This window comes from Bacillus sp. FSL R9-9492 (assembly GCF_038007365.1).
Classification (GTDB): domain Bacteria; phylum Bacillota; class Bacilli; order Bacillales; family Bacillaceae_G; genus Bacillus_A; species Bacillus_A mycoides.
Genome location: NZ_JBBOXC010000001.1, coordinates 1,952,963 through 1,968,440, shown reverse-complemented (window position 1 = coordinate 1,968,440; position 15,478 = coordinate 1,952,963). Strand labels below are relative to the sequence as shown.

Annotated in this window: 2 protein-coding genes; both read right to left on the bottom strand. The window is 33.0% G+C overall.

Annotated elements, in window-relative coordinates:
• Window positions 1-65 precede the first annotated feature (65 nt).
• Entirely contained in the window at window positions 66-12,305 is a 12,240-nt protein-coding gene (locus MKY70_RS09880; protein WP_341074500.1) for an amino acid adenylation domain-containing protein, read from the bottom strand.
• Complete coding sequence (locus tag MKY70_RS09875) at window positions 12,289-15,456, bottom strand: cyclic peptide export ABC transporter (RefSeq protein WP_113769350.1); 3,168 nt, start codon at window positions 15,454-15,456, stop codon at window positions 12,289-12,291. Before MKY70_RS09875 ends, MKY70_RS09880 begins: the two co-directional genes overlap by 17 nt.
• Window positions 15,457-15,478: the final 22 nt, after the last annotated feature.

Genomic DNA, 15,478 nt, shown 5'->3' with positions numbered 1-15,478 from the left:
TATGAAACGGCTATTCCTAAAGTATCATATTAGGAATAGCCTCAATAACCAATATCTTATCTATCTTAAAAATTAAATTTGACATTTTCAATTTCTGTATTCTCGATTACTAACCCTTCAATCTCAATATTTTCTAATTTTATTTCTTTATTTGAACTAATCGTGTCTAAGATACCTAAAAAATTCTCCGCTAATTTTTTTATAGTTTCCATTCTATACAAACTACTCGCATATTCAAATTCAAAAAACAACTCTTTTTTTCCTTTTTCTACAAATAAGGTTAAATCAAATTTCGAAATTTTATTTCTATATTGAACAGGCGTCATTTTCAAATTCCCCATTATACTTTCATTGATTTGAGATTCTTGAAAAGCTAACATTGTAGAAAATATAGGGTTTCTCCCTAAGTCTCTCTTAATTTTTAACTTATCAATAATCATATCAAACTGGTAATCTTGATTATCATACGCTTTAATTAACTGTTCTTTAATCTCTGACAAAAATTCCGTAAAGTTTTTTTTCTCAATAGGGAAACTTCTAATTGCAATAGTATTTGCAAATATACCAATGATATTTTTCAAATCAGAATGTGTCCGCCCTAAAATAGGCATTCCTACAATTATATCGTGCTGCGAGGAACATTTTGATAACAAAATACTATAAGCTGCAGACAAAATCATGTACAATGTCGTATCTGTTTCTAAACATAAATTGTCTAAACGTTGCTTTAATTCATTTCCTCCTTCAAAAATAAAACTATTTCCTTCAAAGCTTTGTATAATTGGTCTAGGAAAATCCGTAGGCATATCTAATACTGGAAGATCCCCTGAAAGTACATCTAACCAATATTTTTCTTGTATACTTGCAGCACTTGTCTTTAAAAACTCATTCTGCCAATAAACGAATTCTTTATATTGAATAGGGTTTTCCTGTAACAGTTTTCCTTGATATAATTCTGATAACTCCTGCAGTAAAATATTGACTGAATATCCATCTGAAATCAAATGGTGCATATCTGTTAAGAGCACATGTTTATGACTACTTAAGCGAATGATCTTAACTCTTACTAAAGGGGCTTTACTTAAGTCGAAAGGTTCAATAAATTCATCAATTATATTTTCCAGTTCGACATTCAGCTTACTTGATGGATTAGAACATAAATGTTCATCTAAAACAGAATAACTAATTTCTATATCCACTTCTCCCTGAATTCGTTGTTTGGGCACACCATCTACTACTTCAATAGATGTTTGAAATGCCTCATGTCTCTTTACAATCTCACAAAAAGCTTTTTCCAATTTATCCAGATTGATTTCACCTTCTAGTAAGGTTGCTCTTGGCATATTGTAACTAGTTCCAATCCCTTCCATCTGTTGTAGTGTATATATCCTTTTCTGAGCTGAAGAAAGGTCGTAATATTCGCACTTTTCTACAGGTTGTAATGACACATACTTACTTTCAGATCTTTTCTTTATATGCTTACTTATACCTCTTACTGTTGGTGCTTTAAACGCTTCTCTTAACGATATATCTACACTAAACTTTTTGTGAATTTCTGCCATTAAAAGCATTAACGACAATGAGTTTCCACCCATTTCAAAAAACGAGTCATTCATACTAATTTGCTTAACATTAAGAGTTTCTTCCCACATTTGTGCAACAGTTTTTTCAATTGGATCCTCAGGCAGTTCATAATTAGTTTTTATCAATAATTCATCCTTAATTTCTGGGAGTGCTTTAACATTTAGCTTACCATTTGGAGTCAAAGGAATTCTATCTAACTTAATAAAGATAGAGGGCATCATGTAGTAAGGAATCTTACTTGAAAGGTATTCCCTTATTCCCCACCCATTCTCATTCTCTTTCAACACAATATAAGCACATAGTATATTATTATTTTCTTTATCTTTTTTTGGAACAACAATTGCATCAAGTATCATATCGTGTTGCAACAGTACTGAATTTATTTCTTCTAACTCCACTCTATATCCTCGAATTTTTAATTGATTGTCAATTCTTCCGAGAAATTCTACTTCTTGATGGCATGTGAGCCTCCCTAAGTCTCCCGTTCTATAGAGTTTGATTTTTTCATGTCCCAAAGGTGAAACCGTAATAAACTTTTCGCTATTTAAATCAATTTGATTCAAATAACCTTCTGTCACTCCTACTCCCCCAATACAAATTTCACCAGCCATTCCAAGTGGAACAAGTTTTTGACCTCTATCCAAAATGAATATTTTCGTGTTATCTACTGGCTTTCCAATAACCGTTCCCTTGGATACAAGGTCAAAATCAGTAGCATTAAATTTGTGAAATAGAGCGCCAATAGTAGTTTCTGTAGGTCCATAGTGATTCATAATTACAGTTTGCGGATACACCCTATTAAACTTACTAATATCAGCCGACTTCACTTCTTCACCGCCCAATACGATTAACCTTAGCGCCATGCAATTCTCATAATCTTCAACCATACGATGGTTAACTAAATAATTAAATAGTGAAGGAGTCAGTTTTATATAACTTATCTTTTTCTCTTTCAAATATGTGATAAGGGTTTCTGGGAGCATATAATGTTCTTTTGGAACTAAATGTAACTCACCCCCATTTAATAAAGCTGTATACAAACTTGTATATCCTAAATCAAATGCAAAGGAAGATAATAGTAGTGTTTTATCCCTATACGTTATACTTGCTTCTCGTGTGAACCATGAAATATAATTTACCAAGCTTTGATTCTTAATCGGTACCCCTTTTGGGAGCCCAGTGGTACCAGATGTATAAATAATATATATTGGATTATCAACTGTACTTCTTTCCTCTATATTTGAAGGACATTCAAAAAATAAGCTCTTATCTTCCAATTCCATAACCTCACAAGTAAAATCATTAGAAGTTACTAAGTGAGACTGGGTCAAAAGAAGAATTGTATCACTGTCTTCAATCATGCTATTTATTCGTTCTAATGGAAACTCCGGATCAAGAGGTAAATAAATTGCCCCGCTTTTAATAATACTCCATAGTCCAATGATCATTTCAATAGAAGGCTCAGCTAATAAAGCGATTACTGTATCACTTCCTGCCCCCTTCTTAATCAAGTGTTTAGCTAATTGATTTGCTTTATCATTTAATTCCTTATAAGTTATTGTTCTCTGTCCAAACACTACAGCAGTACGATTCGGATGTTTTTCCACCAGTTCTTCAAATATACGTTTAATCGTTTTTTCTTCTGGATACAAAGTATCAGTATTATTAAAAACACCTATTCTATTTTTTTCTTTCATGGTTACTAGATCAATTTCCTCAATTGGAATAGTAATGTCCTCTATGATAGTATCAATAATTTTAACGAAATGTTCCGCCATTCGTTCTATCGTTTCTTTACGGAACAAACCTGTACTATATTCAAATATAAAACGAAGTTGTCCATCCTGCTCAGTTACTTTCAGCTCTAAATCAAATTTAGATGTACGATTCGTATACTCGTACGGTTTAATTTCAAAATCACCTATTTCCGCCCTTACTGCATCAACATTTTCAAAAGCAAACATCACATCAAACAGAGGATGACGATTCACATTTTTTCGCAATTGTAGCTTATCAACGAGCATCTCAAATGAATATTCCTGATGTTCGAGAGCTTGAAGTGTGTGGCTTGCAACTTCTTTCAAAAAATCCTCAAACCGTTTCTCTGAAGTAGGATAATTTCTGAGCGCAAGTGTATTAACAAACATACCTACCACATTTTCTAATTCAGAATTCAGTCTTCCTGCTACCGGGCTTCCAATTATAATGTCTTCTTGTCCGCTATATTTAAACAGTAGTATATTGAATGCCGAAAGTAATAATGAGTACAGAGTAGCTCCTTTTCGGCTTGAGATTTCATTTAATTTAGATGTATAATATGCATCCAAATTAAATTGAACTACATCACCTTCAAACATTGGCTCATCTAACCTTGGATAATCAGTTGGTAAATTGAGTAATGGTATTTCTTTTGAAAATATTTCAAGCCAGTACAGTTCTTTTAGTTTCCAGTTCCCGGATTCTATCATTTTGTTTTGCCAGTTTGAAAAATCTTTGTATTGAATTCTTACGTCTGGCAAATTATTTTTTTGATAAAGAGATGCAAACTCTCTAATTAAAATTCCCATTGATAAACCATCGGATATAATATGGTGCATATCATAAACAAGCAAATATTTCGATGATGGTAGCACCTCCACAATTGCTGCTCTGAACAAGGGCCCTTTCTCTAAATCAAATGGTCTAATAAATGTTTCAACAACACTCTCAAAATTTTGTTCATCTGCATACACGTGTTGCATATTCCATTCAGGATTCTGATGGATTTTTTGAACTATTTTCCCTTGTACTTGTTTAAATGATGTTCGCAAGCTTTCATGGCGATTAATTAAAGCTTGCAATGCCTTTTCTATCTGTACTATATTAACTTCCCCTTCAAGAAATACTGCTCCGGTAATATTATAGTTTGTAGATGCACCATTCAATTGACTAACAATATACATACTTTTTTGTGCTGGAGAGACTTCATAATACTCCTGTGGTGGTGCTAGACGAATCGCTTCATATGTTTCTTTTTTCCCCATCATTTCTTCAATGATTACAGCCAATTCCTTAATAGTAGGAAATGCAAATATATTTCCAAGTGGAAGTTCAACTTCAAATTCCCTATGAATTTCAGAAACAAGTGTTATTGCTTTTAATGATTGTCCCCCAATTTCAAAGAAATGATGATTAATGCCTACACCATCAGTTCCCAGTATCTTTCTCCAAATACTTACAAGTTTTTGTTGTATCGTATTATAAGGTTTTTGATACTCTTCATCAAACTGTACTTTAATCTCCATATTTTCTAGGGACTTCCGATCAATTTTTCCATTCGGACTGAGCGGAAGGCTTCCTAGTTGAATAAAATAAGAAGGAATCATATATTCAGGAAGTTTTTTCCGCAAAAAACCCCTTATACTGCATTGATTATTTGTACCATGTGAGGGGGAATCATAGAATGCAACAAGATACTTATCATTTGCTACTCCATTCTTCACGACAACTATAGAGTTTTTTATGTTATCACATTTGTTTAAAACAACTTCAATCTCTCCTATATCAATTCGATGCCCTCGTATTTTTGTTTGGTCATCCTTCCGCCCCAGAACCTCAATGTTACCATCGCAAAGTAATTTCCCCATATCTCCTGTTTTATAAAGCATTTTTCCATAATTATGATAATACGGATCTCGAATAAACTTATCCTTCGTCAACTTAGAATTGTTAATATAACCTCTAGCTAAAGGTATGCCACCTATGAATATTTCCCCCTTCACTCCAATCGGCAAAGGGTGCATGTTCTCATCAAGGATATAAATGCGCCTGTTAGCAAGTGGTTTTCCCACGGGAATAACTTTTAAGTCGGCACTTTTAGTTCCTTTTCCAGACACTTCATATAAAGTACTTGTCATCGCCGTTTCAGCAGGTCCATATGCATTTAACAAAATAATATCTTCTAAAGGTAACTGTTCCCACATCCCTACTTTCTCCGCTGGCATTTGTTCCCCACCAACTATGACGAGTCTGAGGTTACTATCTGGAATTATTTCTGGTCTTGTATACCATTCTTGTACAATTTCGCCCCAATAATTTGTAGGTAGATTAACAACTGAGAGTCCAAGTTCAACACATTTCTGAGAAAACTGATAAGGAGTCCATATATTCTTATCACGCAAAACAAGAGAACTTCCTGCAGCTAGTGTTGTAAAAATCTGTTCAAGTGAAATATCAAAACTTATCGAAGAAAACTGAAGAACACGATCCTCCGGTGTCAGCTCATAACGTTTGCAAATATCAATGGAGTGGCTTACAACTGCTTCATGAGACATCATTACACCTTTTGGTCGACCAGTAGAACCCGAAGTATAGATGATATATGCCAAATTCTGGGGTTCAATTCTAACACTCGGTTGGTTTTTTGGTTCTTCGAGCACTGAATCCCATTCTATATCAAGACAAACGGTATGCCCCTGATAATCTCTAATCTTCGACTGTAAATTATTTTGGGTGAGTAATATAGGTACTTGGGCATCTTTCAACATCAAATTTATTCTTTCGCCAGGATAATCCATATCTATAGGTAGAAAAGCTCCACCAGCTTTTAAAACAGCTAAAATTCCTACAATCATTTTAGGTGAACGTTCAACATACACTCCCACAGGTATTTCAGGCCCTACCCCTAATTTAATGAGCTTATGCGCTAACTGGTTTGAAAGTATATCTAATTCTGTGTAAGATAAACTTTCATTCCCCTGTATAACAGCAGGTTTGTTTAAATTTAATTTTACTTGATCAGTAAATAAATCCTGAAAACATTGATTCTTAGGATAATCCAATGAAGTAGAATTATTATCACTTAAAATATGTGTAAGTTCTTTTTCGGAAATCATTGAGATATTCTCTAACTTACCATCTTCGCTAACAAGCATTTCCCACAAAATATTGATTAAATGTGAAAGTATCTGATTTGCTTCTGTTTCATTTAAAAAGGAACTATTGAATAGTAGCTTCAATTGAAGCTTTGGTTGTAGATTACAATAAACAACCAAAGGATAATCCATTTGTTCATCTATACGTACTGATTTCACTTGTAATGAACCAATTCCGTCTTTCAATTTCACATCGAATGGATAGTTTTCAACAATTACAATACTCTCATACAAATCATATAAGGCAGAGCTTCTTGGCATATCAATCCAACTTCTTATATCAACGAGTGAGGTATATTCATATTGACGCATTTCAACCTGCTTCAGTTGTACATCTTTAAGCCATTTAATCAAATTTACATTTTTATTTATCTTTACCCTAAAAGGAAGAGTATTCATAAAGCAACCAATTATTGAATCCGAACCTTCTAACTCAGCCGGACGCCCTGATGAAGTTACCCCAAAAATAATATCTGTTTCTTGGGAGTAGCGATTTAAAAGAATTGCCCAAGCCCCCTGAATCATAGTATTTAGTGTAATCCGATTCTTTCTAGTAAAGTCTTGAATTATCTGCTGTTTGTCTTCAGATACTTCGTATACTACATCTCCAAAAGCAGATAACTGATTTGAATTTTTTGCAGGAAAAATATTATTGAATCGTATAGGTGTTTTAAATCCATCTAACTCGGTTCTCCAAAATTGTTCCGCTTTCTTCTTGTCTTGCCTACGTAACCAGTCGATATAATCTTTAAATGAATATACATGTCCAAATGTTATCTTTTCGTCAACACATAATGCTTCATAACACTGACCCAGTTCCTTAAAGAGGATGCTATTACACCAACCATCTAACTGAAGGTGATGATGCGTCCATACTACATCATAGGCATACTCTTCTTGCTTAATGACCAAAATTCTCATAAGTGGTGGTTTTGAAAGGTCGAATCCCTTCTTACGATCTTCCTCAATAAGTTGTTCTAACTTTTGCAATCCTTCAGATTTCGAAAAATTTGTCCAATCTAAAACTTGAAAAGGAATTTTTAGATCTTTATGAACAATCTGTACAGGTTCTTCTAGCCCTTCCCAATGATATGATGTTCTTAAACTTTCATGTCTATCTAAAAGTTTTTGCCAAGCCTTTTCAAATATCTCAATATCTAGTTTTGATTTTATTGAAAATATTGTTTGCTCCACAGTTACTGACGATTTTGGTGAATAGATATGATGAAAAACCATACTTTGTTGTACAGGTGAAAGCATGTATATATCTTCTATATTTTTATATACCTCAATCCATTCATCAATTTTCTTTTGATCTATGGAGACAAGTGGGAAATCTGAAGGCGTCAAATATGTACCTTCTTTTGTTTGACAGTGGTCAATTATATTCTTCAAATTGTTGACAAAGTCCTTTGCCAAGCCTTGAATGGTTTCAACCAAATGACTATTCGCACTATATTTCCATTCTACACATAATTTTTTATCAACGATCATACATTCAATTTCAAGCAAGTGACTTCTAATTCCATTCAAATCACGGGTTGGTCCTGTATTCACATCCGATATATTAAATAACTGCTGTTTTTTAATTGCTTGTTCGAACTGTCCTAAATAATTAAAGCTTATTTGTCCCCTTTTCCTAGACGAAATTTGCCCTCGCATCTCTTTCTCTGCTAAGTAATATAAAATTTCATAACCAATTCCACCATTTGGTATAGCACGATACCGCTCTTTTACTTGCTTCAATATTTCTGCTATGCCCTTCTCTTTTTCAATGTCGCCCATAACAATAGGATATACACAAGTAAACCATCCTACAGTTCTTGAAGTGTCGTACTCTTTTAACAAAGGATTCCTACCATGGCCCTCCAAATCAACTAGTGTTTCACCACTCCAATTTGCTAATGTACTAGAAAGTGCGGAAAGCAGAATATCATCAATTCTCATTTTAAATAATTGATACGTGTCATGCAGTAAATACTTTGTTTCTTTCTCCGTCAACATAAAAGAAAGTGTACGAGCAGAGTTTTCATCATTTCTCCCCCCTTCCATGTCAATAGGTATAGTATTTACAGAAGAAGGGACATTGTTCTTCCAAAAAGCAAGTTCATCTTTTAATTGATTGGAATAAGCATATTCATAGAGATGCTCAGACCATTTTTTAAAAGAGAGGCCTTTCACTGGAAGTTGAACAGAGCCACTATTTGTAAGCTGTTCATATATCATCTGTAGAGTGTCCAGCATAAGTCGCCATGAATATCCGTCTATTACAAGATGATGTACTGTTATAAACAACCTTCCTTTTTCCTGATCCCCAGAATCAAAATATGCAACTTTAATTAATGGCCCATCTGTAATGTTTAATTCATACTGCAATTTTGATAAAATTTCATGCATATGACTATTATTAAAATCATGTAATTCAAATAACACATTCTCATCGGACTCTGAATAAACTTGAATCCATTCTCCAGCCCTTTGATAATAACGGAGCCTAAAACTATCATGATAATTTGTAAGTATACGAAAACTTTCATGCAACAAATTCGGATTTATACCTGCTCGTGTTTCCAATAGCACAGATTGATTCCAATGATGATAATTTTCCAAATCTTGCTCAAAAAACCACTTTTGAATCGGTGTAAGAAGCACTTCTCCAGTCTCAGGTTCTTCTATTTGATCTTCACTATAGCTTTCTTTAATATCTGCAATACAATCCGCCAGTTCTGCTATCGTTTGGTTCTCAAACATCTGACTCACGGTAATCTCTATACCCTTTTGAAGCGCTTTACCTACTATTTGAATACTTAAAATTGAGTCTCCTCCCAACTCGAAGAAGTTATCATGTATACCAATCTCCCCCTGATGTAGACCCAACACTGCAGACCATACCTCTACTAGTTCTTCTTGAACTTTATTTTTTGGAGCAACGTAACCTTTATAAGTATGAATTTGAGGAGCCGGTAAGTTCCTTCGATCAAGCTTTCCTATGGAAGTTAAGGGCAGACTCTCTAGCTGAATATAGTATGACGGAAGCATATAATCTGGTAATTCTTTTGCTAAAAATCCCTTAAGTTCCTCCATGTTAACCTGAACATGGGAAACGATATATGCACAGATAACTTTTTTCCCATTATTAATTTCCCAATCAATTACAGCAACATCTTCAATGTAGTTCCTTTTTAATATTAAATTATGAATTTCTGAAAGTTCAATCCGATACCCTCTGATTTTCACCTGATGATCCTCTCTTCCAAGAAACTCGATTTCTCCGTTTGGAAGCCATCTTCCTAAGTCCCCTGTTTTATACATACGATCATTTGGATTAAAGGGATCATTCATAAACTTTTCATTTGTAAATTCTGGTAGATTCAAATACCCTCTTCCTACACCGTCTCCAGCAATATACAACTCACCAGGAACACCTATTGGACTAATATTTTTATCTTTATCTAATATATAACATCTAACATTTGAAATCGGCTGCCCTAAAGAGACGGTATTTTCTGAACATTCAACACTTAAAGCATCCACTGTCGTTTCTGCTGGACCATAATTATTATATAATTTATATCCTCTATCAATCAGTGCATCTTTTAATGATTCTTCTAGTCTTTCTCCACCTGAAATAACTGTGTGTAAACTCTGCAATTTGCGATCATGACATAATAATTCTTTTAATACAGTCGGTATGAAATTAATAATATGAATTTCATGTTGATCAACATAATCACAAAAATGCTCCTTATTTAAAATTAAATTCTTTTCGGCTATATGTAATGTCGCTCCATAAAGTAATGTACCGAAAAAATCCTCAATACTCGGATCAAACACATAATTTGTTAGTTGTAATAGATTTGTTTTTTCCGTTATATTAAATGTTTTTCCAAACCACTGAACAAGATTAACAACATTTCGATTTTCTATCATTACACCTTTAGGTTTTCCTGTAGTACCTGAAGTATACAAAACCGTAAATAAATCATTCGGACTAAGGTTTACTTTTGGTAGAAGAGTCTCACCCGAAATTTTTCTACTATTATCCAATATAAAAATACAATCATTGTTGAATTTTCCAATTACATAGTCGTTTTTATTAATTACATCCTTACTGGTCAATATGAACTTTGTTTGACTATCCTGTATCATATACATTTTCCTTGACTCTGGATATTCTGGATCAATTGGCAAGTATGCAGCTCCGACTTTTAAAATAGCAATTATCCCTATTAGCATTTCAATTGATGGATCCGTCATGATTCCAATAATCTCACCCTTTTTCACTCCTTTTCTAAGCAGTTCATTTGATAAGTTATTGGATATGTCATTTAATTCTTCATAAGTCATAGTCCTATTTTTATATACAATCGCTACATTATCCGGGGTTTTCATCGCTTGTTGCTCAAACAACTGACTAATCGTCAACTGATGTGAATATGTTTTACGAGTATTATTAAATTCCAAAAGGATTTGTTTTTTCTCTTCAATAGATACGATATCAATCTCTTCTATTTTTTTATGAGGATTTTTTATGACTGCTTCTGCAATTATAGTAAAATGCTGAGCTAAACGCTCAATTTTAGATGATTCATATAATTGTTCGTTGTAACTGAAACATATCTCAATATCTTTGTGCAAACTTATACTAATAGATAAGCCATAATTAGTCATTTCAAAGGTGGAATATGAGTTCAAAGCGATTCTATTTTTGTTTGTCAGTATCGTCTGATCTAAAGGGTAGTTTTCAAAAACAACAATAGTATCAAAAAGGTCGATTTCCGTATCCAATTCACTATATTTTTTTATATCTACTAAAGATGATGTCCCATACAATTCCCAATCCTGCAATGTCTTATTTAACTTTTTGATAAGTTCTATAGATGTTTCGCCAGAATCCTTTTTAACTCTTAATGGAACTGTATTTATAAATAGGCCTACCATTTCTTCAATCCCATTAAATGTTCCTGCTCTACCCGAAATAGTTGCGCCAAAAATAATGTCATCGATATTATGATTCTTTTGTAGCACAATTCCCCATAAACTATAAACAAGGGCGGCAAGAGTAACTTCATTTCCCTTCGCAAATCCTTCCAACTTATCCCTTGAAAATTGAATACGATACTGATGATCTTTTCGAATTGATTTATGTTTCTTTTTTGTTACTTCCAATCTATTTTGCGAGTTAAATCCTTTTAAATACTCTTGCCAAAATACTTTCTGCCCTTCTTTATCCTGTTTTTGAATATATTTAATAAAATCTTTATATTTTTTTTTAGTAGGCAGATTGTAAGTTTCTGATTCACTAAGGCATCGATATGCGTTTAGGAATTCTTTTAAAATAATTCCATTACTCCAGCCATCATATATAATATGATGATTACTTATAATCATTTCATGTCTTTCTTCTGCTAATATGCACAAAGTAACCCTGAATGGTATTTCTCGAAGATTAAACTTTTTTTCACGATCTTTAACTTTTATCTCTTCTAGTAAAATATTTTTTTCACTTTCACTCTTGTGTGTAAGATCAATTATTTTAATATGAGGGGTATGTTCTTTCAATACTATTTGAACAGGAGTTTTCACTTTTTCCCAACGAAATAGTGTACGTAACTGCTCATTTGTTTGGACAACCGCGTCCCAAGCTTTCGTAAACAATCCTGCATCAACTCTACCTAAAATCCCCAAACATATCTGTTCAAAATACTCATCACTTTGAGGATTTTTTAAGTAGTGAAATAACAACCCTTCCTGTATTGGTGTTAAACCAAGAATATCTTCCAAATTTTGTTTATCCAATTTTATCATCATTGAGCTCCTCCTTGAGACAATCAAATGAATCTAAATAATTATGCTTCTTCATATTTTCTATAATTTCTCCTCTTTCCATCTTGATAACTTTATCCGCGATATGAAAATACCTATCATCATGAGTAATAGCAATGATAGCTTTTCCTTTTTCCTTTAATTCAGCCAATAGTTCTGTATAGAAAAAATGTCTAAATTCAGGGTCTTGATCTGCCGCCCATTCATCAAATAGATAAATAGATTTATCCTCTAAATAGCTAATTAATAGTGCTAGTCTTTTTCGTTGTCCTGTTGAAAGTTTAGTTGTACTAAATTCTCCATTTTGAATTTGTACTTTTTCATCGATACGTAATATTTTCAAATATTTTTTTATTTCTTCTTCCTTTGAGCTATAGTCAATACCATAGACTTTTGTAAACAAATAAAAATCACTAAATATTGCGGAATATAGCTCTCTTAACTGTTCCTGATTTATTTCTTGATTGTTAACAAATATGTTTCCGCTATTTGCAGAATACAAACCTGTAATTAGTTTAGCAAGAGTTGATTTACCACTACCATTGCCACCGGTTATAAATACAACCTCTCCTGATTTAAGTTCAAAATTAATTGGCCCAACTTGAAAAGGTTCTCCATGTTCACTTTCGTATTGATATACTACCTCTTTAATCTCCATGTTTATTTTACTTTGAGGTATCAGAGTACTGTTTACGTCTGTCTTATTAGTTTCGGTTTTTAAATACCTTGAAAAATCATTTATTCTCTTCCAACTAATTTTCATTTGAATCGCATTAGGGATAGTATTGAGTATACTATGTAGAGGTCCTGTCATATAAAGAAAAACAAAAACATAGCTTCTTAAAAACTCACTCTGTACCCCTTTAAATAAAAGCGGAAATAAAAATGTAACAGCCCCAATTACCATAACAAACAGCAATTCACCAATAATAAAAACATTAGCAAACTTAAGACCACCTTGAATCCGCTTATCCTTATAATCCTCACAGCTCTCTTGCATCCCTTGTCCAAACTCTTCTCGTTTTGACTTTCCTATGCTTAACTCTTTATAACCGCCAATGAGATCGTTTATATATCTAAAAAAAGTGTTTTGGATGTTTCTTGTTTGTTCCCAAAGATTATTAGCTGATTTTCCAGCTACATAATACATACCTGCTGCAACCAAAATAACTGCAATAGAAACAAGCAGTCCATAAACATTAATTACTCCCAAATAAACCAAACAACATAAAAGTGTAATTGAATCAGTCAAACCAGTAATTATGGTGGCAGCATAATTACTGATAGCTTCTGTATCATTATTTAAGGTGGTTTGAATTCTTTCTGACTCTATTTTTTCAATTTTTTCATAAGGATTTTTTAATATATCGTTAATTAACTGGGTCCTTTTTTCATAAATCAGATTATTTGTAATGGTAATCAACTGCGTCCGTACCAATTTTTGCGCTAATACATAAGTAATAATTCCTAGCAAAAAATATAAAAACAAACTATTGTTGCTTGAATAATTACTTCTAGTTAAAGCTTCATTAATAATAAAAATAATCATCGCATTTCCAAAACCACTGGTTACACTCAACACAAAAATCGGAAAAAAATTTTTCTTATTATGCAAAGGAAAAACAGTTATTAAAGATAAATATAGGCAGAACAGTACAATACTAATTAAAGTAGCCCATACCGCAAAACTCATACTGATAGGTAACCAAACATTAACAAAATCCCAAGAAAGTCTCCCGAAAAATACAAATGGAATTTTATAAAGGGCATACCCAGCTAAGAACGCAAACAGAAACGTTATAAAGGGAATACAAATACTTTTAAATTTATTTTTTTCCAACTTCCTTTTTTTCTTATACACCTGAATCATAACTATGAAAATGAAGTATAGAGTAATAATTGAAAAAGGAACCATAAACAAAAGTACAGTAACAGAAAAGGCATCAATACTCTTATACGTATCTTTACCGTTTGTCACCACACTCTCCCCCACAAGTGTGTCCATAATAGCCTGGCCAATATTTTGAGTGTAATCGGAGTTCATGTTAGCCATCACCGCAACTCCTAACTTCTCTTGAGGATGAAATACAACGAAAGAGGAGAAATTCGGATTACTTCCTGCATGTGATATTTCACCAGGACCATTTTGAAAAACTTGCCACCCTCCGGCATAAGAAGAGCCATCCTCAGATGGTGGAACTGATCTGTTTGGTATATGTGTACTATAAATTGCCTTTTGGTGATCATCACTTAGTCCATATATCCCAAGCTGCATACGAAGCCACTTTTCCATGTCTTCATTATTTGAGATAAAATAACCTGCGGGTGTATTTCCTCGATAAATAGGTGCATTAAACTCTATAGGCTTTAAAAAACCTATTTTATATCCCTTTGACATATCATATTTAGCGACATCTTTTCTAAACAAAAAAGTATTATCCATATTAAATTGGTTTAATATATTATTCTGAACGTATTGTTCAAAAGATTGATTGGTAACTTTTTGTATAACTAATCCTAGAATATCGTAGTTAATACTGGCATAATTGAATTGCTCTCCTGGATATGTCTCCAATTTTTGATTTAATATTTCTCTAACTGTATTTTCCAACGCATCATTGTCATTTGAGATAGGTATGTCCCCAATGGTATGAAAAGGGATCCCACTCGTATGATATAAAAGCTGTTCAAGAGTTATTTCAACATTTTTATTAAGTTGTTGTCCTTTATAATTACCTTCATATATCATTTGAAACCACTGCAAATATTTGCTAACAGGGTCCTTTAAATCAATTAACCCCTTTTGAACAAGTTGATATATTGCGAGAGCTGTAAACGCCTTACTATTCGAACCGATTTCAAATAATGTTTTTTCCGTTACACGTTGCTTTGTCTCAAGATTTGAATAGCCAAAACTTTTTTTATATACAGCTTGATCACCTTTGACTACTATCACTGACATTCCAGGAATTTTGGCTTCTTGCATTTGTTTTTTTATAAGCGAGTCTAGTTGTTCTTTATCGTTTTCCGTAAACATTCTATCATTCTCTGCATTTGCTATTTGAATCCCAAATAGCATCTGTACATTTAATAATATTACAAGGGTAATCAAAACAATTTTTACTCTCATCATGATTGAATGACTCCTCTCTAAT